Source organism: Planktothrix tepida PCC 9214 (genome assembly GCF_900009145.1).
Classification (GTDB): Bacteria; Cyanobacteriota; Cyanobacteriia; order Cyanobacteriales; family Microcoleaceae; genus Planktothrix; species Planktothrix tepida.
The window spans coordinates 593,272-617,301 of record NZ_LN889782.1 but is presented as its reverse complement, the minus strand read 5'-3'; the positions used below and the strand labels follow the sequence as shown (position 1 = coordinate 617,301).

At 38.8% G+C, this 24,030-nt stretch carries 21 protein-coding genes and 1 pseudogene; 8 read left to right on the top strand and 14 right to left on the bottom strand.

Annotated elements, in window-relative coordinates:
• Positions 1–47 precede the first annotated feature (47 nt).
• Positions 48–809 (top strand): DNA/RNA nuclease SfsA, encoded by a 762-nt coding sequence (gene sfsA / locus PL9214_RS05650; protein ID WP_072717840.1) that lies wholly within the window; start codon positions 48–50, stop codon positions 807–809.
• Between the two features lie 8 nt (positions 810–817).
• Here the strand turns inward: sfsA and PL9214_RS32665 are convergent, their stop codons facing one another.
• The 5 genes from PL9214_RS32665 to PL9214_RS05630 all read right to left on the bottom strand — a co-directional run bounded on the left by PL9214_RS32665 (position 818) and on the right by PL9214_RS05630 (position 5,147).
• Entirely contained in the window at positions 818–940 is a 123-nt protein-coding gene (locus PL9214_RS32665; RefSeq protein ID WP_255528402.1) for a hypothetical protein, read from the bottom strand.
• A 37-nt stretch (positions 941–977) separates the two neighbouring features.
• Positions 978–1,586 (bottom strand): CHAP domain-containing protein, encoded by a 609-nt coding sequence (locus PL9214_RS05645; protein WP_072717839.1) that lies wholly within the window; start codon positions 1,584–1,586, stop codon positions 978–980.
• Between the two features lie 256 nt (positions 1,587–1,842).
• Positions 1,843–2,928 carry a 4-hydroxyphenylpyruvate dioxygenase gene (gene hppD, locus PL9214_RS05640; RefSeq protein ID WP_367400263.1) on the bottom strand — a complete coding sequence of 362 codons (1,086 nt, stop codon included), beginning with the start codon at positions 2,926–2,928 and terminating at the stop codon, positions 1,843–1,845.
• Positions 2,929–2,960: 32 nt separating this feature from the next.
• Complete coding sequence (locus PL9214_RS05635) at positions 2,961–3,671, bottom strand: SDR family oxidoreductase (protein WP_367400262.1); 711 nt, start codon at positions 3,669–3,671, stop codon at positions 2,961–2,963.
• A gap of 75 nt (positions 3,672–3,746) precedes the next feature.
• Positions 3,747–5,147, bottom strand: a complete 1,401-nt coding sequence (locus tag PL9214_RS05630; RefSeq protein ID WP_072717837.1) for an NYN domain-containing protein — start codon at positions 5,145–5,147, stop codon at positions 3,747–3,749.
• Between the two features lie 350 nt (positions 5,148–5,497).
• Here PL9214_RS05630 and PL9214_RS05625 point away from each other — a divergent pair, with 350 nt between their 5' ends.
• On the top strand, positions 5,498–5,899 hold the full coding sequence (locus tag PL9214_RS05625) for a hypothetical protein (RefSeq protein ID WP_072717836.1): 402 nt from the start codon (positions 5,498–5,500) through the stop codon (positions 5,897–5,899).
• Positions 5,900–6,063: 164 nt separating this feature from the next.
• On the opposite strand, the gene PL9214_RS05620 is transcribed toward PL9214_RS05625, so the two are convergent.
• The 6 genes from PL9214_RS05620 to crtW all read right to left on the bottom strand — a co-directional run bounded on the left by PL9214_RS05620 (position 6,064) and on the right by crtW (position 12,374).
• Positions 6,064–7,359, bottom strand: a complete 1,296-nt coding sequence (locus PL9214_RS05620; RefSeq protein ID WP_072717835.1) for an APC family permease — start codon at positions 7,357–7,359, stop codon at positions 6,064–6,066.
• Positions 7,360–7,420: 61 nt separating this feature from the next.
• On the bottom strand, positions 7,421–8,632 hold the full coding sequence (locus PL9214_RS05615) for a PAS domain S-box protein (RefSeq protein ID WP_072717834.1): 1,212 nt from the start codon (positions 8,630–8,632) through the stop codon (positions 7,421–7,423).
• Positions 8,633–8,752: 120 nt separating this feature from the next.
• The gene (locus tag PL9214_RS05610) at positions 8,753–9,436 is read right to left on the bottom strand and encodes an alpha/beta hydrolase (protein ID WP_072717833.1); all 684 of its coding nucleotides are present in this window, start codon (positions 9,434–9,436) and stop codon (positions 8,753–8,755) included.
• A complete protein-coding gene (locus PL9214_RS05605) occupies positions 9,378–10,709 on the bottom strand; it encodes a glycosyltransferase (RefSeq protein WP_083579893.1) in 1,332 nt (443 codons plus the stop codon). The genes PL9214_RS05610 and PL9214_RS05605 overlap by 59 nt, the downstream gene beginning before the upstream one ends.
• Before the next feature lie 147 nt (positions 10,710–10,856).
• Positions 10,857–11,534 (bottom strand): LmeA family phospholipid-binding protein, encoded by a 678-nt coding sequence (locus PL9214_RS05600; RefSeq protein WP_083579892.1) that lies wholly within the window; start codon positions 11,532–11,534, stop codon positions 10,857–10,859.
• Between the two features lie 21 nt (positions 11,535–11,555).
• Positions 11,556–12,374, bottom strand: coding sequence for a beta-carotene ketolase CrtW (gene crtW, locus PL9214_RS05595; RefSeq protein ID WP_083579951.1), 819 nt, complete (start codon positions 12,372–12,374; stop codon positions 11,556–11,558).
• Positions 12,375–12,729: 355 nt separating this feature from the next.
• Between crtW and PL9214_RS05590 the strand changes: the two genes are divergently transcribed.
• A complete protein-coding gene (locus PL9214_RS05590) occupies positions 12,730–12,936 on the top strand; it encodes a glycogen-binding domain-containing protein (RefSeq protein WP_072717831.1) in 207 nt (68 codons plus the stop codon).
• 194 nt (positions 12,937–13,130) lie between these two features.
• On the top strand, positions 13,131–13,397 hold the full coding sequence (locus PL9214_RS05585) for a hypothetical protein (protein ID WP_083579891.1): 267 nt from the start codon (positions 13,131–13,133) through the stop codon (positions 13,395–13,397).
• A gap of 218 nt (positions 13,398–13,615) precedes the next feature.
• Here the strand turns inward: PL9214_RS05585 and PL9214_RS05580 are convergent, their stop codons facing one another.
• Positions 13,616–14,623, bottom strand: coding sequence for a hypothetical protein (locus PL9214_RS05580; RefSeq protein ID WP_072717830.1), 1,008 nt, complete (start codon positions 14,621–14,623; stop codon positions 13,616–13,618).
• A gap of 26 nt (positions 14,624–14,649) precedes the next feature.
• Between PL9214_RS05580 and PL9214_RS05575 the strand changes: the two are divergent.
• Positions 14,650–14,845, top strand: a pseudogene (locus PL9214_RS05575) (transposase); the annotation flags it as partial.
• A 124-nt stretch (positions 14,846–14,969) separates the two neighbouring features.
• On the opposite strand, the gene smc reads toward PL9214_RS05575, so the two are convergent.
• On the bottom strand, positions 14,970–18,626 hold the full coding sequence (gene smc, locus PL9214_RS05570; protein WP_072717829.1) for a chromosome segregation protein SMC: 3,657 nt from the start codon (positions 18,624–18,626) through the stop codon (positions 14,970–14,972).
• Between the two features lie 254 nt (positions 18,627–18,880).
• On the opposite strand from smc, the gene PL9214_RS05565 reads away from it, so the two are divergent.
• The 3 genes from PL9214_RS05565 (at position 18,881) to glyQ (ending at position 21,091) form a co-directional block, all read left to right on the top strand.
• On the top strand, positions 18,881–19,240 hold the full coding sequence (locus tag PL9214_RS05565) for a hypothetical protein (RefSeq protein WP_072717828.1): 360 nt from the start codon (positions 18,881–18,883) through the stop codon (positions 19,238–19,240).
• Between the two features lie 181 nt (positions 19,241–19,421).
• Positions 19,422–19,880 (top strand): DUF29 domain-containing protein, encoded by a 459-nt coding sequence (locus PL9214_RS05560; RefSeq protein WP_072717827.1) that lies wholly within the window; start codon positions 19,422–19,424, stop codon positions 19,878–19,880.
• Positions 19,881–20,224: 344 nt separating this feature from the next.
• On the top strand, positions 20,225–21,091 hold the full coding sequence (gene glyQ, locus PL9214_RS05555) for a glycine--tRNA ligase subunit alpha (RefSeq protein ID WP_072718671.1): 867 nt from the start codon (positions 20,225–20,227) through the stop codon (positions 21,089–21,091).
• A gap of 45 nt (positions 21,092–21,136) precedes the next feature.
• On the opposite strand, the gene dnaX is transcribed toward glyQ, so the two are convergent.
• On the bottom strand, positions 21,137–23,569 hold the full coding sequence (gene dnaX / locus PL9214_RS05550; protein WP_072717826.1) for a DNA polymerase III subunit gamma/tau: 2,433 nt from the start codon (positions 23,567–23,569) through the stop codon (positions 21,137–21,139).
• Positions 23,570–24,030 lie beyond the last annotated feature (461 nt).

Below are 24,030 nucleotides of genomic sequence, written 5' to 3'. Positions count from 1 at the left end.
AAACCCTAGTTTAATCGGGAATTGACCAATATTCAAACAAGTTCATCATGGATTCTTATTTGTATCGCTATCCCTCCCTTGAGTCTGGGGTTTTATTGAAACGCTATAAACGATTTTTAGCGGATATTGAGTTAACCTCTGGAGAGGTCATCACGGCCCATTGTCCCAATACTGGGCCCATGACAGGGGTTTGCATCCCTGGAAACCCGGTGATGGTGTCTCACAACGCCGGGAAAACTCGTAAATATCCCTATACTTGGGAGTTAATTCAGTTAACCTCGGAGGTTGACCCCTTCGGTCAGCAATTAACGTGGGTTGGAATTAATACCGCCTTACCCAACAAAGTCATTCATTTAGCCTTAATAGAACGGTTATTTCCCGACTTAGGAAATTATAGCGAAATTAAGAAAGAAGTTCCCTATGGAATAGATTTAAAAAGTCGGGTCGATTTTGTCTTGAAAGGGGAGGATAAACCGATTTATTTAGAAGTGAAAAATACGACTTGGTGTAAGGGAAAAATCGCTTTATTTCCTGATACCGTAACAGAACGAGGACAAAAACATTTAAAGGAATTAATTGAAATTGTTAAACAAGGCGCTCGTGCGGTGATGTTATATTTTATTAATCGTGGAGATTGTACCGAATTTGCCCCCGGAGATATGGCAGACCCGGTTTATGGTCAACTTTTAAGAACTGCCATTTCAGAAGGGGTAGAAATCTTACCTTGTCGGTTTGAAGTTACCCCGGAAGGAATTCAATATTTAGGATTAGCAGCCTTACCCTTTTTGTCCGGTCTTAGTAATCCTTAAAAACTGGGTTATTCTGATTTCTTTTGAGTATTCAAAACCTTCCACATCACGAATAGTAGAATACTCAAGTATCCGAATACTGCTAACCAGTCGAGGATGCGACTATCAATCGTGAAAGTTGTAGAATTCATGAGCCATAAAATATCGCTTAATTCGTTTTTCTGTTATTTATTTTTTCTGTGCTTTATCCGATTTACCCCCTATTAACCGATCAACTAAATCTTTATGATAATTGGGTGGAACCTTAACAACTTCACGTTGGGGTGGAGTGGGGGTTGGTGTGGTCGGACGAGACGCTTGAGTTTGGGAGGCGACAGGATTGGTATAGGGGGGACGTCCGAAACCTAAAATAATCCCTGGAGTCCGGGAACGTCGCATGACTTCCCCTCCATTCGCATCATTTCCGACTCCTGTATTCCCTTCAATACTGATAATACTGCCATCGGATTTAACGGATTCCACAATGCCAACATGATCTGCAATTCCATCTCCTCGCCAACAAAAAAATACCACATCCCCAACTCTGGCATCGTAAAACCATTGACCCCGATTTCTAAACCAAGACACCCCATCGGGACAGTAGGCGAATCCTTTAGCACTTCTAATCGGCAGGGGTAAACCAATTTTATCAAAACAGTAGGATACAAAAATTGCACACCAAGGAACGTAATTCATCCCGTACCATTGGCCATACTTATTACCATTACTACCAGCAGGATATTCCGCATACCCCACTTCACCAGCAGCAATCCGAATTAAATTAGCAGCAGTTGTCATTAGAAGTCTCCAAAATTTTAGATGAATAGGGATAAAGTAGGGGGGTAGAGGCTTTATTTCTTTCTGTTTTGGCGTGATGGGGGTTCCCGACTAAAATTGTCTTTACCTCTGTTCTAACATAAGTTCTAAGGGTTTTTAGACCCTTGAGTCTACTTCAGGCCTTTGAGAGAACGATAACCTCTCAATTCAGGGTTCATTCTCCTGAATCGCTTGATGATCTATTTCAGGGAAATTTCCGGTTAATCCGACTTGATTCTCAAATTGAAGCTTGGCGTTTAATTTGTTCCCGTTCTATGGCTTCAAATAAGGCTTTAAAATTTCCTTCGCCAAAACCCTGAGCTTGTCGGAGTTGACCTTGAACAGTACAAATTTTTCGTTCAATAAATTCAAAGAAAAATGTTGGTTGTTCAAAAATCGGTTGGGTAAAGATTTGTAATAGCATCGCCTCCGGCGTTAAGGGTTCCCAATCAACTAAGATTTGATCCGCTTTTAAACGTTCCCAATCGATTAACAAGGGGGAATCATGCCAACGGTTTTGTAATTGCAAATAATATTCATCGGGAACCGTTAAAAAAGATAATCCTCTTTGTCTTAAATGATTAACCTGTTGCCCTAAATTTGAAGTTTTTAGGGCAATATGTTGAATTCCTGAACCGCGATTAATCTCTAAAAATTCTTGAATTTGAGAATTAGCTGATGTGGGTTCATTAATCGGAAACTGAACTTGACCTTGGGGATGAACCAAGACTTGACTATTTAATCCAGAACGTTCAGTTTGAATTTCAAAACTCTGTTGCGGTTGAAACCCTAAATAATTTTGATACCAAGAAATGGCGGTTTTTAGATCTCCAGATTGTACATTTAAAACAACGTGATCAATGGACAGTAAAACCGGAGAAGCGGGGGGAAATAGCTCAGGAAAACCCGGAAGCAGTTTTCCAGGAAGAGCCCCCGTTTGTTCGGTGAAGGTATGACGTAATCCTTGCCATCCTTCTAAGGTTAACCATTTTAAAGTTTCTCCTTGATAGGAATAAGATTGTAAGGGAGAAATGACCCGAACGCCTTGTTCGAGAAGCGGTTTAATCCTTAATTCTAAATCTTGAACTTGAAAGCCAACATCTACCACCCCAGACGGATGAACCTGTAAAAATTGCGCCACAGGACTCTCAGACGTGAGGGGGGAAGACAATAGAAAATAAACTGAACCTTGGTAAACGATTTCGGTTTGGGTGTGAACGCAGTTCCGACTCCCAATTCCTTGAAATCCTAGATTATGAATAAACCAATCCCGTGTTCGTTTGGCATCTTGAACATAGAAATGGACATGATCAAACTCCATCATTCAGCGTTCAATAAGCAACAATATAATTAATTTTAGAAAAATAAATGACTTTCGGGTTGAATATTAATTTCCATTGGAATGGCTTGGGGTTCTGCTGATAACGCATAAAGAATGGAGTTAGCCGCTGTTTCCGCACTCAACATTTTTGAGCGATCAACTTTTAAACTGACGTTATCCCAAAAGGGAGTATCTACACCCCCAAAATAGAATAAGGTCACTTTAATTCCATAGCGTCTGACTTCATCAGCAAAACATTTACTAAACCCCACTAATCCAAATTTAGACGCACAATAGGCACTCGACATCGCCATTGAATGTTTGCCTAAAATCCCGACAACGTTACAAATATGTCCTGATTTTTGCTGCTTCATAATATTAGCAGCAGCTTGACAGGTATAAACAGATCCCTTTAAATTAAGATTTAACATGGCATCTAAATCAGCAGGTTCAATTTTATTCCACTGTTTCAAAATTCCTGCACCCGCAGCATTAACTAAGATATCAATTTGACCAAAATAATCGGCGGTTTTTTGCATTAAACCTTCTACTTGTTGGGGGTCGGTGATATCTGTAGAAACGGGTAATACTTCCGTTGTTTCTAAGTTTTTCGCCAAGGTTTCCAATTTCGTACTATTTCTGGCGGCTAAGACCAGTTTGGTTCCGTTTTGGGCTAATTTTCGAGCAACGGTTGCTCCGATGCCTCCCGTTGCGCCGACAATAACAACGACTTTGTGATTCATCATTCTTTACATTTCTTAACGATTGTTCTTAGTATAACAAATCTTGTCAATTTTGTAGAGACGTGCTAGGTTACACTTCTAGGGGGATTGTAATTTAACTCTCCAATCTTTATCGGTTTTTTCTAAATTAAAAGAATTGCTTAAAGTTAAGAGCTTTTGAAAATTGCCTCCTAATCTTAATTTCTTGATGATTTGAGTAATCGGAATTCCATATTTTCGATTGAATTGACTGCCTAAAATTGATAAAGAAACATGATTTTCAGAAGAATTTAAGGTTAATTCCTGCATAATTGCAATTAAGGCATTTTCCAGATCTTCTAAAGACTCAATTACAGGAAGTTGAGAGAATTCTGTTTCGGGTAAAGTGTGGGGTTGAGTTGAGGAAGGTTGAATCTCAAATAAGGTGACATAGCTGGGAGATTTTTCAGAAGGTTGATGAACGACAAAAATATGGGGATTTTTGACAAAGATATCTCGGCCTTGATAATCGGAAAAATGGGAAGCCACGACTTGGCTAACGGTTAAATGATAATTATCTTTATATAAAAAAGCAACCCGATTTAGTTTAATCCATTGGCAATGAGATCGTTTTTGCTCTAATTTAATAATTTCTTGTAATTGCACAATAAATTGATCTAAAGTCGGAATCGGCGGAATAGGAGTTAAGGAATAAGTATTGATTTGACCTGTACGGGTATTTAGCACTCTAATTTTCGATCTATTTTTACTCACTTGATAAACGGTTAACCCATGATTTTGTAAGGTATTACATAAATGAGTTAAACCGAGATCTGAAGAACAAACTAACACTTCTTTTGCCGTCGGATAGTGAACAAAAATCGAGGAACCCACCGTTGACATTTTTAAATCCGCGCTATCTTTTCCGGGGGGAACATGAATTAATTGATAACCCCGTTGATGATATTCTAAATCTTTTTTTCCCATGCTACGCCAATTGGCAAAGGCGACTTTAATTTGCACGGGATATAAGCAAATTGTTTCTAAAAATTTCTCCGTTTCCAAATCTAAGGGCAGATTTTCAACATCTAGTAATAAAATACTAATACCCACTTCGCTGGGACTTCTGCCATTCAATAAACCGTGAGAAGGGGATTGATTTGCTAAAGAATAATCCGCAAACAATAACGCTAAATCGGGGTCTGTGAGTTGTTCTAGTTTAACAATTAAGGATTTATACTCAGGAGAACGTAAAAATTCAACACTGAACAAGCGGTTTAGATAGGCTTTTAGTTTAACAAATAGTGCCTCTTGATGTCTAGCTTGACTTAATCCTTGATTAAGCTGACGAATCAATGAGGATTGATATTCAGATTGTTGCCAAGGAATATGACGATAACGGGAGTTAATCCAGTTAGGATGTTGATGCTGAAAATTCACTAATGTTCGACAAACATAGTGACTGATGGCGGGAACAACAAGGGTTCCATTGTCTTGAATTTTGCTGGCTTGCTCGAACATAACCCTGACTTGGCTACGGGTTGTCTTGTGTTATTAAGGTTAGCACGTTTAGGAGAAACCCAACAGATAAGCTATCCCTACCACAACTTACGGTTGAGATCGGGTGTGGTGTATCGCCCAGGTGACGCGCGTGAGGAGTTGCTGATTTCTACCTCAGTTGATTTGAGGTGAAATCAAGAGATTAGCAAGGCTTAAACAATCTATATCTTCTGCTAGAGAGAAAATTAAAGAAAGGGTTTGTGGAAAACTAATAACTTATTACTTATGATAGAGGAATAATTATTTTAATCTCGTTACTGTAGATTTGGATTAAAAAATAAAATCCTCTTGAAAACAGGAAAACATTAATCATGAAATCCGGCTTTTTTAGAATGGTTTCTAATATCCGTTCTTTTTTAATGCAGCTTCAAGTTCAACGTTTTTTTGCTGTGTTTTTAGTGGGCTTTGTCTTACTGAACACAACGGTTGATGTTCAAAAATATGATAGAAGTAACCCGGTTTCTAAGGAAAGAATAGACAAAGTTGCTCATCAAAAAAAATCCGATAGACCCAAAACAACCGGAGAATTTTTAGATGAAGCAGAAGGAGATGTTCCTCTGAATGAACGCTTCAAAAATATTACCAGAGATTCAGCAGAAGCCTTTAAAGATTGGGGTGAAACCTATTCAAAAGGAGTTCAGAACACGGGTGATAAATTAAAAGATAATACGGCAGAAGCAGGCAAAAATATCATTGATAAAGTTACACCGTAATTTATAGTCACGGTTGTTTCCTGCATTTCTCTAAAAATCGCTTAATATCTCCCTTACTCCTTCTCCTTCAATGAGAGGAGGATTTTTTTCTAATATTAATTAGATGACTTTCTCTTCCTGTGCCAGGAGAGAAAGTTGGGGGGTTAGGTCATACAATCCTATCCTTATTGTTCTAGGGAATGGCGAATAATTAGTCTCAAGATCCAACCGACCAACATTAATCCAAATCCCAGTAACCAAACTTTCGGTTCAATCCAAACAGCTAAAAAGAGACAGGAAACTAAACCAATATAAGCTAATATCGGAGAGTAAAGTTGTTCTTCCGGTGTTAGTTTCAAAGCAGCTAAATTAGTAATTGAATAATAAATTAAAACCGTAAAGGCACTAAATGACCAAGTAGTTTTGACATTGCCTATTAAGACTAAAACTGCGATCGCAATTCCCACAACAATAACCGCCAAAGTGGGAGTGGTTTGAGTGGTATTCAGTTGAGCTAAAAATCGAGGCAGATCGTGACGTTTTCCCATGGCAAAGACAACACGAGATAACCCTAAAATTAAGTTTAATAAAACCCCTAACATCGCCGTCATCGCCCCTAATGTGATCACCTGATTACTTCCGGGTAAAGCAAAACGATTGGCAACCTGTTCTAACGGTGCGGCTGTTATTGAAGCTAAACTTAAGGTTTCCGCCCCCACCACTCCAACTGCTACTAACGCGACTCCTAAATAAAGTAACATTGAAATCAAAAGCGTAATAATCATCGCTTGGGGAATGGTTTTTTCCGGGTCTTTAACTTCTTCCCCCATTGTGGCAATTCGTCCATATCCGGTATAGGCAACAAACATTAATGCGGTGGCTTCTAATAAATTAGGAATGGCAGAACTCGTGGACGGTAAAAACGGAAGAAAATGGTTTAATCCGGTTGCTGAAAATGCTAAAGGGAAACCTGAAATAATAAAAAACAATAATGATAAAAGCGTAATAGAAACTATAATTAAATTAGCCGTATTTGAGCGTTTGATTCCAGTATAAACAATAGCCGTTAAGACAAAAACGGTTAACAGAGCAATAGGAATGAATACACTTTGGCTGACGCCTAATACTTGAATAAGATAACCCGAAAATCCGAGGGCAGCAGTCGCGGCTGAAGCGGTTTTAGCTAATAGAAACATCCAACCCGCAATAAATCCTAACCCCGGATTGAGATATTTATAACCGTATTCATAAGTTCCCCCACTGACGGGATGGTTGGCAGCAAGTTGGGCGCTATTTAATCCATTACAAATAGCAACAAACGCGGCAAGAATAACAGCTACAATCACAGAGGTTCCTGTCAGTCCAGCAGCTATTCCAATACTAACAAAAACCCCAGTTCCAATAATGGAACCTAACCCCATACCAATGGCCCCTAAAACGCCTATCTGTCGCTTCAGGGATGGAGATTTAGTATCAGCCATGATCCATCTATCCTTAATTTAGAATTCAGTAGATCTTAGCTTACCTTAATTGTGATTTTAATTACAAATTCCTAGGTTTTAAAAGGTTTGAATTTTCAAGGAGAATAATTTGTCTTTTTTCATTAAACGTAATTCTTTTCTCATCTTGAAGTTGTTTGAGTAAGCGAGTAATAGTAACACGGGTTGTGCAACAAGCCATCGCTAATTCTTCGTGGGTCAGACGAATATTCAGACAAATTCCTTCATCAATCGGTGTACCAACTTCCTGCTTTAAGATATGAAGCAACTGATACAAACGAGTTGCTAGTTGTCGTTCTCCCGATAATGCTAATAAAGCTTCAGTTTGGTGCAGACGAGAGATCATACCCGTAAATAAAACCTGAGTTAAATCATGAGATGCTGCCACTTCAGTATGGGTAAAACTGATTAATTCAACGTGAGAGAAAGCACTCGCTTCATAAATCGGTAGAGAGGTTAATTCTGTGCCGAAAGGAACTCCTGGCCCGATTAAACCCATGAGAATTTCTTGACCCTGGTGATTGAGGGTGGTTAATTTAACTAATCCTTGAACAACATACCACAATGTTCCCTGGGGGAGGGGAATTAATTCTCCTAAATGATAACTGAGCAAAGGACGATTTTCCAGGAAAATCGTCCTTTGCTCAGAAGAATTAATCGGGCTTTGTTGTAATAAAGCAATACGTTTGCGTTCAGTCAGATCTCTTAAAACCCAATGAATACTAACTGCTTTGTTTGTTCTATCTCGGTTAATTCGGGTTATACAAGCCACATCCAAGGATCTTCCATCACGACAGGTTAATCCGATTTCCCACTCGTGAAAACAATCTCGTTCTTGTCGGCGAATGAGTTCTGAACGAAAGCATTGACGGTCTTCTTCGCGGATATATAAAGATAAAGGTTTTCCGACAATAAATTGTTCAGGAATTCCCAATAATTCTGCGGCGGCTCGATTTGCTTGTTGAATAGTTCCTTCTAAAGTTGTGATTAAATAAGGTTCTGGCGCTAAATAAAATAAATCTTCATAACGTTTGCGTTCATGAACAGAGGCTTCTAATGCTTCTGCTAAACCCATATTCTTCTGTTGTAATTCCTCCTGAGCAACTTGTAACTCTTCCAACGCCCAACCCATCTCCATGACAAAGGTAGAGCTTAACTGGGGCGTTAAACCTTTGATGGGTTCAGTACCCTGAAGTAAGGTAGAAAAGCGATTTTGCATCGCCAGAACTTGTTTAGAGAAACGATTAAGATCCATGTCCAAAGACTCTACGAGGTTTTATGGATCAAGATTATAGAAAAATTTTTTCCTTCAACATGACCTAAAGACATAAATCTTGAGTTGGGATAAAGCTGAATTCTGTCTATTGATCATTATTTATGATGATGGAGGTTTGAACCATTTTAGAACATTTAACACAATATGGGGAGGAATAGTATGACCCCCCGGAAACTCTTGATAAACAATTTCATAACCGGCTTGTTGAATTTGAGGTACAATTCTACGACTACAAGATTGAATCGGTAAAACCTGATCTTCGGTTCCGTGGGAAATAAATAAACGAGGAGTACCACAAAGTCCCGCAGGTGCCATAAATCCAGGGGAAAAGGCCATAATATGAGAAAACAAATTTCCATTGGTTAAACCCACACTTAACGCATAGGTTGCGCCATCAGAAAAACCTGCGATCGCTAAATGAGATGAATCAATATTATAGTTGCTTAAAACCTGACTTAAAGCTAAATCCATAAAGGCTAAATCAACACTAAAAGTCCCTCGAAGTCGATCCCAAGTTTGGCGACGAGAATCAATCGCTAATAAGATTAATCCTTGTGATTCTGCTAAAGGGAGAAAGGGCGTAATTCCGGCTTGGGAATTGCTACCCGCCCCATGTAACATTAAGATGAAAGGAGCAGGTTGAGCAGGATGATAACTAACGGGAATAAAAACTAAACCATCACGAGTTTTATCTAAATTTAAAGGATATAAACCCAATTTATTACTATGGTTTGGCTTCAGAGGTCGTGCTGATAAGTATCCGGTCTGAGTAGATGGGTTCATGATAATTTTGGGGGTTTAGAGGTTGTTTAAGACACTGTTCTATAAGATCTGCGGCTTGTTTAACGCCTCCCGCTTTGCGAATAGAATCCCTAATTTTTAAGGCATTTTCTGAATAAGATTTTTCGGTTAAAACTTGTTGAATCGCTTGTCGCAATCGAGCAACGTTTAAACGGCTAATAGGGATGACTTCTCCGGTTTTTGTCCAGCGAATTCGCGCCCCAGTTCCCGGTTGTTCAAAGGTAATCGGAATTGCGACTAAAGGAACGCCAGAACTTAAAGAATCTATTACCGTATTCATCCCCCCATGGGTAATCGTTAAATTGGCTTTTGCTAATACTTCAACCTGGGGTGCATACTCAACCACTAAAGGAGAACCGGGTAAGGTTTTAACTTCAGTTTCGCTCATTCCGCCCCCGTGGGTAATCACTAATTGAACGTCTAATTCTTGACAAGCTTCTGCAATTGACCGAAATAAATTAACCTTTGTATTTTGTACACTTCCTAAAGAGGCATAAATTAAAGGTTGTCCGGTCAAACGTTCATAAGGAAAGAAAACTTTTTGGGGTGATTGATTGCGAAAAGGGCCTGTATAGTAGAAATTGTTCGGTAAATTAGGAATTGGAAAATCAAAGGCTTCTGGTTGTTGACTGATATGGCAAAGTCGAGTTGAAGTTGCGCCATAAAAATGAGGATAAGGCGGTAATTTCCACTGTTGTCGATACTGATTAATTGTGTTTAAAATCGGTTGACAACTATAATCTAAAATAAAATAGGCAATTTGATTGCGAAGTTTTGCCCAAGGTTGATTTTGATATAACCAAGGGGTAAAAAAAGGAGGAACATCCCCACGACGATGAATGGCTTGACCACAGGACACAACAATTAAGGATAAATTGAGATATTCTGCAATCGTTTCTCCCACAGGTTCAAGTTGATCAACTAATAAAGCTTCTATTCCTAGTTTAGTGATCGCTTTGGGTGCATCTTGACACAAAATTTCCGTGAACCGTTGACAGAAATCGACGGAATATTGCAGAGCTTTAATTCCACTTAATTGACCCAGTTGCTGAAAGGTTTCTGCTAAGAGTCCGGGTTGATAAATAGACAGTCCAACGGGATAAAATTCTAAGCCTTCGGATTGAACTTTTTTCTCCAGATCAATCAGTTGTAAAACGGTAACTTGATGTCCTCGATTTTGTAATTCTCGCCCTAAAGCAGACTGAGGATTTAAGTGACCGGGATAGGGGGGGCAAATAATACCAAAATGCGTCATAAATCATTAAGGATCAGGATTTATAAATAGCAGAGATATACTTAATTTTGCAAAAAAATACTATCACTGACATCATCCTTAATGTTGACTATTAGCGGTTAACTGTTAACATTTAACTGTTCACTTTTAACCGAAGTTTTATTAACGTTAACTGGATGGAAATTCATCAATATGGGCATTAGCTTTAAGATGTAACCAACCTGATGTAATTTCAAATTGATCGAGGGTTAGGGTTGTCCCTGCTTTTTCCAAATTTTTGAGATCAAGAATTTCGCTAAAGGTCGTGAAAAGATGAGTAATTTGTTCAGGAGGAAGGGAAGACGGCGTAGCTAAGGGAAACAGTTCAAGTAATAAGGTTTTGCGATCGCTATTAATTTTAGGAATTGCCATGAAAGTGAGTTCTGGATCTTCTCCCAGTCCCTCCCTAGGATTAATTTTAAAGGCAATTCTACCATTTTCCAGTAACTTTAACTGAACGGTTTGTTGCAATTTACGATGAAGAGCTTCATGGAGGTTGCCTTCATTAACCTCTAACTCTAGTTTACCTTCTGAAGGATGAACTAATTTAATTTTTCCCCGAATTGCACTCATAGGTTGAACCGTAACTTGACCAATATCTAATTTAAAGATCTCTATTTGCAGAGGATTTTGCATTGTGAGATGATTAATTTTAATAGCAATATGATCAATATCTCCATGAGTAATTTTTTGCAGATTCGTTTCAATATCAACTTCTAATTTTTGTGCCTTAATTTGGGTAGAAAGGGCAACTTCTGCAATTTTATTCAGGGTTTGTTTAGCAAATCCAGTTTTTTCTGACATCATTTTTCCAGGGAGGGTAAAAGATTAAGGGTTAAGTTCAAGGTTACGAGCGTTAGGAAGTTGCCACCAAGGAACATTAGGATATTGATGGTGTTCTTGATGATAACCAAAGTGATAACAAGTCATAAATGACCAAAAAACAGGTAATGAATTACTTTGGGCACAGTGTTCATTTTGATATCCTCCTTGAGGTTCTCGATGGGTGAGAAAAGTTCCAAAATAAAACAATTGAAAGGAACTAAAGATAAACGGAATGATCCAAAATAAAGCCAAATTAAGGATAGAGATATGAAATAAAAATTGCAGGCTATGGAATACAAATGCTAATTTAATTAACCGCCACCAACTCCAGTATCGGATCATAAAATAGAGATACCAAGAAATGAGACTTTGATGCTCACCATCATGGAAGTCAGGATCATGATCGCTGGCGGGGTAGCGATGATGCAGCCAATGTTTTTTGAGCAATTCTTCATAGGAGAATAATCCATAAAACGTGACCGCAATCGACCCAATTAAATGATTTAGCTTTAGATTATTAGGATAAAGAGAACCGTGCATGGCATCATGAGCCGTAATAAACAAACCTGTATATAAAAAGGTTTGTAGAAGCAGGGCTAACCCAATTATAACCCAATTAGTTTGAGGCAGATCTAAAGATAAAAATCTGATAAAGCAAACTGTCCAGATTGCTATAATAGTGAGGGCAATCCATAACCCAGCTTGGGTTTTTATTGTTGAGTTAATCTGAGACTCAGCAGAATTTTTATGGCTTGCTAATTCAGGAGGAATAGAATCTTGGATATCAAGATAGTGGTAATCTAAGACTGACGGATTAGACATAAAAAATTCTGTATTTTTATACACCATAAATAGTTGCTTTATTTTTTATTGATCACACAAAATATTCAGCGACACTGTTCTGAGTTTACGGAATTCATATCAAAAAGCTGTCTATCAAAAGAAATAAAAAAAATGGTTGATAGCTCATCCTATAGGATTAATAAATGGAAGCCTTAAAATATTCTTTAATTTTCATTTGTAATTCATCAGCCTTCACGTTTATTGAATGAGCATACAGCTTACAAAATTTGTTTACATTTTTAACTATCATTAGGAAGATCACAAGAATAGGGAGCTACGGGTAATCTTAGATTAAGGATTAAACCCATCCGTTAAAAATGTTGTAGGGGATGTTATGGAATTTCAACTATTTGCACCCCAGAATAAAGCCGCTTCCTTAATGGGGTGTTTTTCTAATGGGCAAGAAATCCCAATGCAGAAAGATGAGTCAGGTTATTTTCAAACTCAAATTGATTTAGCGGATGGGATTTATCAATCTAAATTTAGAGTGCGATCTAATACCGAATCAACCCCTAAAATTAGATTGGTATATGAAGTTTAACGCCACACAAAGCTAAGTCTTCAAGATGTAATAATTGCCGGAACAATATTCAATAGGAATACCGAATAAGAAACAGATACTCAATAAAGCTTGAGATTAAATTATGGCTTTAGATTGAAGAATAAATCATTGATTTTGATTAGGATCAAACTATTCAAGAAATTAATTGTTAATCTAACTAAAGGCTTAATTTTATGATATTCCCATTGATTATTTTCTATCCTCCTGCTCCTACACCGCCTGTCATCGCTCAAATTAGCCCCATTCCTGACCCAACGGTTCCTGATCCACTTCCGAACCCAAACCCCCTTCCTGACCCCATTCCCAACCCTATTCCCAACCCTATTCCCAACCCTATTCCCAACCCCGACCCTCTTCCTGATCCAGTCCCTCCCATTCCTCAGCCTGTCCCTGGGCCAATTCCTCAACCTGTACCGGGGCCAATTCCTCAACCGTTATAAGGGTTTTTAAAGTTTAATACCCAAGACTTGGGTGAACGCACCTCTGGCTTGGGTTACGATTATTTGGATTTCTATAGCAATCCCAAATAGGTTGTAATCATTTAAAACTGATATGAAACAGCTAGAAGTATTACCCCTGTTCCCTGTTCCCAGTTAAGCTGTTCCCTTTTGAGCAGAAATTTTGGATACAAATCAAATAGGATTGCTATATATCAAATTTAATTGTGAGTCGCTGCTCCTATTATTAACACCACAATACAAGCCAATAAAGCCAATGTACTTACTACACCAACTTGCGAACTAATCCGTGTCAGAGCAGGTAAATCGCCTTTTTTTTGAACTTGCCACCAAATATAAATTGCAATAGCAGTCGCCACTAAAATATATACAATCACGGCTAAATGAATACAATCAATCAGTGTTAAATAAGCCATTGAACCTAAGTCGCCGCTATTACTACGCAGACTCAAAATAACGGCAAATAGGGAAGTTCCGTGTAGTCCAAAGCGGGCTAGAAGTGATCCGATATCTGGCTCATAAAGAAAGTAGGAAACTAAACATAATCCTATCGATGCCAATGCTCCAGCAATCATTTTAAAAAAGCCAGTAATATTTGTGCGCTGTAATTCAATCATAATTTCTAATCGGGAATATGCACTGGCTGCACCGGGTGGTAAAGTTGGATTACCAAAGTTAGAGAGATACTGTTTATCAATAGCATTAAGGGTAAGTTTCTTGATTTTCCAACCCTCTAATTTAATATCCTGATCTATAGAAGAATTAGCGATATCGGGTTGATAACTAAATGAATGAATATCATCTTCCGTTTCTTCAAAAATAATTTTTAGCTTTTGTTTATCAAATGGAAAATTTCGCATATTCCAATCATGACGAAATGTTCCACTTACCTTTTTTTGAACCCAAATTCCCTTAGATGTAGGAATAGTTAAATTGTTAGGTGTGTCTATTCTAACAGCATTCATAAATTCCAGAGAATCAAAGGGATTTTTTTCGCCTTTATCAATGAGGCTCCAGAGCCAGAAGTTTGCTGAAAATGAACCATTAGAAATGTTAAAGTCACTAAGTGTATCTATGAAGATACCTATAGGCGCTTGCTGTTTTTGGGTTAGTGTTTTTGCTTGGACTGGTAATGGGTTCTGAATGAGAAGAATAATTAGACAACCCAAAAAGAGTGCTAATCTGATCAGACGTTTAGGTAATATCATATAATTTGAGCCTTCAAAGTCACTAAACCAAGATTAGTCGTGGATTTAGTTTGATCATTGATGATACCGGACATCGAAAAAGCCGGAACTTGACATTGGGAGTCCGACGGCAATATATCGAGGAAATTGGCAAAACAGACAATGGAATCGTCGCAGCGACTAGCCATCTTTATGATGGGAAAAAGATCTCACCCTTACATTATAGAATTATATCAAAAAGCAGATGTCGATTGCCAGATTATTTGTCAGTAGTGACAGATTGTTGTCCTTGTTAACATCTTGGAAAAAAGAAGAGGAACTGAACTTTTTCAATACCAGGGCCAATTCCTCAACCGTTATACGGGTTTTAAAGTTTAATTCCGAGGACTTGGGTGTAGGCACCTCTGGCTTGGGTAACACCAATAGTTCGTTGAGAAGCTTCCATCATCGGACGGCGTAAACTAACAACAATAAATTGAGCTTGTTCGGTTTGACTTTTAATCATTCTAGCCAATCTTTCCACGTTTGCCCCATCTAAAAACATATCAACTTCATCAAAGGCATAAAACGGGGAAGGACGATATCTTTGTAGAGCAAAAATAAAGCTTAAAGCCGTTAAGGATTTTTCACCTCCTGACATTGAAGTTAACCGTTGAACGGGTTTTCCTTTGGGGTGAGCAATTAAATTTAACCCACTACTAAAGGGGTCTTCTGGGTTATCTATTTCTAAATAACCATCCCCTTCAGACAGTTGAGCAAAAATGGTTTGAAAGTTCTCATTAACCGCATCAAAGGCTTCTTGAAAAGCGCGACGGCGTAAGGTGGTAAAATTCTCAATTCTTAATAATAATTCGGTTCTTTCCCCTTCTAAGGTGGTTAATTTTTGGGTTAATTCTTCTAACCGAGCTTGAGTGCGTTCAAATTCTTCTAACGCTAACATATTTACAGGTTCTAAGGCTTCCATACGTTTTTGCAGCGATCGCAATTCTCGCTGTAAACTGGCTAAATCTAAATTTTGAGGAATATTCGGTAACGGTTCAGGAAGTTCAGTCCGAATAGCGGCAATTTGTTCTAATTTAATTGTTAATTGTTCCCGTCTTCCCTGTTGGGTTTCCTGTAATTTCTCAATTTGCCAATCTAATTGTTGTTTGGCTAACCGCAATTCTCCTAACTGATTTTCTACCTGATCCCGTTGTTTTTTCTCCTCTCCTAATTTCGCTTCCACTTGGGAAACTTTTACACGGGTTTGTTGAATTTTTTGATGAATTTCTGCCGATTGAGTCTTGACAGTTTCTAATTTTTGTGTTAAAGATTTCTGTTCTTGACGAATCGTTTCTAATTTCTGATTTCCCTCTTGAATTTTCTCCTGTAAACGGGTTTGTTGATTCTCAATTTCAATTAACCGTTGTTGCACGGTTCTGAGGGCATTTTCTTTTTGTTGTAACTCAGTTTCCTGACTTCTTAATACCCCTTGAAGTTGTTGCCATTCACTATGACTATGGGTGGCTTCTAATTGCGCTAATACTTCCCGATCTTGTTGTAATTTCGTTTCTAAAGTGGGAATTTCTGCCTCTAAATTCTTTAAGCGAATTTGGGCGGTATTAAATTCTTGGGTATTTTTTTCTAATTGCGATCGCAATTGTTCTTGTTGATTTCTTAACGTTTTAATTTCCGACTCTAATAAGGAAACTTGCTGTTGATGATCTCGCAAGGTTTGTCTAACTTCGTTGAGTTGTTGCGATCGCAATTTCACCGTTTGACTCGCTTCTTCAATACTGCGGTTACACCGTTCTAAAATTCGTTCAATTTCCTCTAACCGTTCTTTCAAAGCTGCAATATTTCTCGCTTCGGCTGACCCTTGATCTGTGCCAAAATGTAAGGTAGACCGAGACGAAACACTTCCCCCCGTCATGGCTCCGGTTGTTTCTAATAATTCCCCTTCTAAAGTCACAATTCGATATTGTCCTAAAACTTTTCGAGCATTACTTAAATTATTAAAAACTAAAGTATTGCCAAAAACATAAGCAAAAATATCTTGATATCGCGGTTCATATTCGATTAAATTCACCGCTAAATCAATTAACCCTTGTAAATTTCTCATCGTGGCTAAATTAGGAAGATTTGAACGATTTCCCTGAATTTTATTTAACGGTAAAAACGTTGCTCGTCCCGCTTGTTGACGCTTCAAAAATTCAATCGCCGCCGCCGCCACACTATCATCTTCTACCACAATATGACCCAACCTCGCACCCGCCGCCGTTTCCAAGGCTAACTGATATTGGGGTTCAACTTGTCCCAACTGACACACCAACCCACAAAGCCCGGAAATACCCGACTGAGCAATAATTTTAGTCGCATAACTTCCCGTCGCCTCCTGTTGGGCTTGGTGTTGCGCTTCTAATTTATCCAATTTGCGCTGACGTTCCCGTTGTTCCTGTAACAGACGGGTTTGGGTTTCCTGTTGTACCTGTAAGTTGGTTTCCGCCTCCGTCACCTGTTGGGTTAGAGTCGCCACCTGTTGAGACGTTGCATCCCGTTGAGTGGTAGCACCTTCCAGTGCTATTGTTTTTTGCGATAACTCCTCGCCCAAGGTCGCCAAAGACTGTTGCTGCTCAGAAAGTTGTCGTTGCAACTGTTCAACTCGTTCCCGCAGCCGCGCTTGTTCCGTGCGATGGGGGTCAAGGGTTTTTTGTAAGGTTTCAATTTGTCGGTGCAGTTCCGTTTGTTGCACCATCCAGCTTTCGGCTTGTTGTGCCACCTGAGAGGTCGCCTCCCGACTCCGTTCTACCGTGGCTTGCAGAGTATCCCGTTCCCGTTGTCGTTGACCCAAATTTAAGGTTTCCTGGTCTTTTTCAATAGCTAGAGTATCCAGGGTTTGATATTGTTGACGGAGTTCTTGTTCGGTTTGGTGAATTTGGGTAACGGTTTGTTGCAGGGCGGTTTCCAGTTCCGCAGACCGAGTTTGGAGTTGACGCTGTTGGGCTTCTTCGGTGGCCAAACTCGACTGAAGGGCGATGAGTTCTTCCTCTCCCATCGCCTTAACATGAGCGTTGAGGGCTTCGAGTTGTACCGAGGTGGTGTGAATTTGTTGATCTTTTTGTTGACGTTGTTCGTTGAGTTCCGTTAACGTGCGATCATCTGCTTCTATTTGTTCTCGCAGTCGTCCTTGTTGTTGTTGTAAGGTTTGATAATTAAGAACCGTTTCCCATTGACTTTTTTGTTGAAATTCTTCTCGAAGTTGTTGATATTTTTCAGCTTTTGAACGATCCTTATCTAAGCGATCGCGTTGAGCAATTAATTCTTGTTCTACAATACGACTGCGTTCTTCTCGATCCTTAACCGCATCTAATTTTTCCTTAGCTAAGGTAATTTTTCGATCAAAGGAAGCCACCCCCGCCAACTCATCAATAATTTCTCGACGTTCACGGGGTTTCATCGTAATAATACCCGTCACATCTCCTTGTAAAACGACGTTATATCCTTCAGGATATATTCGCAATTTATTCAACTGTTCATGCAGTTCTGTTTGAGTACAAGCTTCCCCATTAATATAATAAGTCGAGGTATAAGTTCCCTGTTTTGTAACCCTTAATTTCCGCGCAACCGTCCATTCTAAATCAACAGGCTCTCCCAGTGGAACAGGCATCTTGCCTGTCTCTGTCTCAATTTCTAATCCCGTTTCTTCCCCTAACTCTTCCATTTCCGAGGATAAACCATTATCCGTCTCATCACTATTTCTTCCCAAAGGTTCGCCGTCATAGTCCGACAAGTCAAACGTCACCGTTACAAGGGTTTCAACGGTAGTTTTACGACTTTGGGCGTTATTCACGAGATCGGGTAAACGTTCCGCCCGCATTCCCTTAGAAGAGGATAACCCCAAAGCAAATAATAACGCATCCAGAATATTCGATTTACCCGAACCATTCGGCCCAGAAATGACCGTAAAACCCGGTAGTAATGGGACTGCTGTTGTCCCACCAAAGGATTTAAAGTTAGTCAGTTCGACGCGCTTGATATGAACCATTTGGGCGGATGTAAACGAATCATCTTAGTCAGGACAACTCAAGGGGGTAGTTGTCGGAAGAATCAACAATATTATCAGTTTAGCGTTAATCAAGCAAGGATGAGGGCATTTTTCAACTATACCATCTATAAATCGAGAGATGGGTAGCCCAGTTTTTTTAGGGAACAACGAGTTAACATTTATCTAACCCGTCTCAATCAGTTATAAAAATCCATTACAATTGATAACAAGATTTCTAAAAAGTAGGTGATAGGATGTCTCCAATTCTCACTAATCCTCAACCCAGTCAGTCTGAACCGATGACTCAAGCTTACTCTGAAGTGTCGTTTATGGAATTACTAAACGAAATCCAAAAAACGCCTAGAGAATATTGGTTTCATTTGTTCAAAATTCTGCACGCATTTAGAGAAAGTGTTACCCTTAAACCTGAACAGTTAACCTCTGTTGAAAAACAAACTGAATCTGGATCTCAGGAGTCAGAAATTTTAGTTAACCAGCATGAAGCACTTAAGGCATTAACAAAACAATGGATGGAAGAAGGAGACGAAAAAGAACAAACAGAAACTTGGGAATATTTGCGGCAAGCACTGGAAGAAGATTCAGTTAAAATTTGATAAGGGTTGCTCTGAGTCAATTAATTTTACTCGATACCAGAAGAAATCAACGGAAATCAAGTGATTGTTGCCACGACTAATGTTAAACATTTATCATTATTTGTGGATGCTAGAGAATGGCAGTCTATTGAAGTTAGCGATCGCTAATTTATGATATTATTAAATTCAGGAAAAATCAATCATGCAAAGTTTATATGAACAGGATTTCTATGGCTGGACACAAAAACAAGCTCAGTTACTCCGTGAACAACAATGGCATCACTTGGATCTGAACAATTTAATTGAGGAAATAGAATCTTTGGGAAGACAAGAACGCCAACAATTAAGAAATAGACTCAGTATTTTAATTGCCCATTTATTAAAATGGGAATATCAACCCACAAAACGTAGTCGTAGTTGGTTAGCAACCATTCGGGTACAACGGATTGATTTAGAGCAATTACTAGAAGATAGTCCGAGTTTAAAACCCTATCTAACAGAAGCGATTCAAAAAGCTTATATTAAAGCTGTAGAATTAGCAGCAAGTGAAACGAATTTACCCTTAAAAACATTTCCGTCTGAATGCCTTTATCCTCTTGAACAAGTATTAGATAATCGCTTTTACCCAGGAGAACCAAGTATTGAATTAGAGGAAAACTAATTCCCTCAATAAATCTCAATAACTCGACCTGCTAAAGTTTGAGATACAAGCAGCCGCAGTAGTACCAGAAACCGGGTTTCTGAAACTCTTTTAATTTGTAGTAATTAATATAAAGGAGAAACCCGGTTTCTAAGATTTAATATCGTGATAGAATAAATCAGGGAAATACGAGGAGATTAATACTAAATGGAAAATACAGGGGTATTAGATGCAGTCATGGGAGGAATGGCGATCGCAATTGTGATCGGAGGGTTAATCATGCTATTTAAAGGCATTTCATCGATGCCTAAAAACTAATGGTAAAATTGATTAACGTTAAACCCATTAGAAAAATATTGCGTCCCGTGAATTTTCAATCAATTATTGCCACCCTGAATCAATTTTGGAGCGATCGCGGCTGTTTGATTGCTCAACCCTATGATACCGAAAAAGGGGCGGGAACAATGAATCCCCATACCTTTTTACGCGCTATTGGCCCCGAACCTTGGTCTGTCGCCTATGTCGAACCTTGTCGCCGCCCCACCGATGGCCGTTATGGAGAAAACCCCAACCGTTTTCAACATTATTATCAATATCAAGTCTTAATTAAACCGTCTCCTGATAATATTCAAGAGATGTATTTAGACTCCTTGAGACTATTAGGAATTAACCCCGAAGATCATGATATTCGTTTTGTAGAAGATAACTGGGAATCTCCCACATTAGGTGCTTGGGGTGTGGGCTGGGAAGTGTGGTTAGATGGGATGGAAATTACTCAATTTACCTATTTTCAACAATGTGGTAGTCTTGATTGTCGTCCCGTTTCCATTGAGATTACTTATGGCTTAGAACGTTTGGCAATGTATCTGCAAAATGTCGATGCCATGACTAAAATTTCTTGGACAGATACCATTAATTATGGGGACGTTCACTTACAAGGCGAAATTGAACAATGTACCTATAATTTTGAAGCCTCTAACCCAGAATTCTTGTTTACCTTATTTGGATTATATGAACAGGAAGCCGAACAATTAATCGAAAAAGGGTTAGTTTTACCGAGTTTAGATTATGTTCTCAAATGTTCCCATAGCTTTAATTTATTGGATGCTAGGGGGGTAATTGCGGTTACAGAACGGACTCGTTATATTGGTAGAATTCGTAATTTAGCCAGACGAGTCGCCCAACGTTATTTAGAACAGCGAGAACTCTTAAATTACCCCTTAAAAAAATAGCCTCAAGTCGGGTGCGTAAGCTCAGAGTACGCACCGCTTCATTGATTAAAAATCATCATAATTGTCTTCCTCGATCTCATCAGGTTCTATAAAATTATCATCCTCACTGCTGTCAATAATATCATCCTTTTGGCTTAATAAAATAGCTGTTTTAGAAGTTTGTTTTTCTCCTAAATCAATCATTTGACCTTTGAAAAATTCAGCTAATTTCTGAGAAGCCATCATAACAGCTTCAGCATCCATTTCTTCAGGAGTTAATTCAACTTTTTCAAGTGGAACAGGCATCTTGCCTGTTTCCATTTCCGGTTTCACCTGATCTATTTGATCAGATTCTCGAATATCCTGATCAGGAGATGAAGAAATTTGGTGTTGTTCTTGATGATTAATTGAAGAATTTGGTGATATTTCTGGAGAAGAAACCTTAGAATTCTCCACCGGGGAATAAGAAGGAGATGGGGGAGTGACTTCTTGTACGCGATAAGCAGACGTTCCTCCTCCGGTATCAAAATTAATTTTAACCGGATGACCAAAAACCTGTTGAAATGCTTTTTCTAAACTGGATAATTTTTGCTTGGTTTGCGCCATTTTTAGTAAAGTTGAAGAAGCCATTTTAATCATAGCAACTCCGGCATTATATTGAATTAAACGACCTTGTTGACGAAACATTTGTTGTGTTCCGAAAGGTTGAACATAAGCTAATACTTGTTGCCAAATTTGTTCTATATTACCATCAATAACAACAGGAGGTTCTGCGGGAGTTGCCGGAATTTCTGATTTAACTTGAGGTTGAGGTTCTGGGTTAGATGTTGGTTGATAGACAGGAACATTAACGGGGTTTTGGGGAGGAGGTGAAGGTTCTGAACGTTGTACATATTGAGGTGGAGTTTGAACCGTTGTTTGAGGGTTTTGAACAACAGAAACCGTTTGGGTGACAACGGATTTTTGTAACGCTGCGGGAAGTAACCCTAATAAGGTAATTTCTAACCATAAACGCGGTTGAGTGGTATGTTTAATTTGAGCTTCACTTTCCCGCAAATGCTTCTGACCTGCTAAAATAATGGTATGATCCCAATGTTGAGAAAATTGACATAATTTTTCCCAAGTGGGTTGAGTTAAGGCAACTAAATCTGGACGATCTGGTGCGCTTTTAGCAATTAATAAATCTCGATAAAATCCGGCTAAATTTTGCAGAACAATTAAAGGTTCCCGTCCTCGGTTGAGAAGCTGACGAATACAGTCTAAAATAATCGCTGTATCTCCTGAGTTAATAGCTTCTAATAAACTGATTAAATCTCGTTCAGGAACCGCCCCTACCAAATCCCAAACTTTTTCAACGGTAATTTCACCGGATAATAAACTAAGTTGATCGAGTAAACTTTCCGCATCTCGTAACCCCCCTTGGGCAATTTGAGCCACCATAAAAATAGCATCGGACGCAATATTAATATTTTCCTGTTGAGCAATATACTGTAAATGTTTCACCATTGAATCTAACGGAATTCGTCGAAAATCAAACCGTTGACATCGGGAAATAATGGTAGCTAATACCCGTTGTGGATCGGTGGTTGCTAATACAAATACAACTCGATCTGGAGGTTCTTCTAAGGTTTTTAATAAGGCATTAAACGCTGCCGTACTTAACATATGGCAGTTATGAACTAAAAGTCCATTAGCGACGAAATTATGATGATCTTCTACTTCAATATCATAAACTTTAGTGATTTCTCCGACCTGAACAGATACCACTGTTTCTAAACTTGTATTCCATTGACGGGATTGAATACTGTTCAAAGAACGTTCCACACCCACATTCACAGGAGATAATATCTTCATTCCTTCTCTGACGTTTTTGGCTTGTATCCATCCTGTTTCTGTTCTCAACAAATGATTATCTGTACATCTAATTTCGCAATTATTCGTTTTAATAATCAGGGTAGAACGTTCTCCTTGATCTAACCATCGAAGAACTTTTTTATATTCCCAAATTTCTTGATCTTCATTATAACTTAAAACTTCTTTTCCTTTCAATTGGGGCTGATCAATTCGGATTAGTCCGTCACGGGTTTGAACTAAACTATCTCCAGTTAAACATTCATCAATCACATACACTTTATACCGACATTGAACGGGGGCAAATTGCGATCGCTCAATTAATTCTCGAATATTATCAACCCCGGTATTACTAGCAGCATCAATTTCAATCACATCCAATGTTGACCCATTGGTAATGCCTTTACAAACATCACAAACACCGCAAGGGGTGGCGGTCGGCTTCCCAGTGGCCAAACAATTTAAAGATTTGGCTAAAATTCTCGCACTAGAGGTTTTTCCCGTTCCTCTTGGCCCGGTGAAGAGATAGGCGGGAGCGATGCGTTGAGACTCGATCGCGTTGGTGAGGGTGGTGGCGATCGCTTCTTGTCCGACCAAATGGGCAAAGGTTTGGGGCCGATATTTGTGGTGTAGGGGCTCGTAACTCACAACGTAACACCAAAATCAAGGGAACAGGAAACACTCTTAGCTCGAATTGCAGTAGAGTAGAAAGATAAACTGGGCTTGTAATGTAGCATAAAAACTTAAGGATGACCGTATTGCTGAGAGGGAATTGTCCAGCATCACTGTTTAGGATGGAATCAGTACAATTTTACACCTTGAACTGACCTGAACCATTCACTGAGTTTTACCCAAATCCTAGGCAATGTAAGTGAATTTTTGATAACTTAGAGTTAAGTAGGGTCATCTTGGCAAGATCAGGGAGTTAATGGGGTTTCTCTTAATAACCTGATCGGAAATTTATCAAACTGAAAAGGGTGCAATTTCGGACTGACATTAAAGGAGAGAAACACTGACGATTTCCAAGCAATAAATTCAGCACGTTAAAAAACTACAGAGCCAGGATTTTTGCCCTGTTTTTATTTTAACGTATTCTGAATCTATTGAAA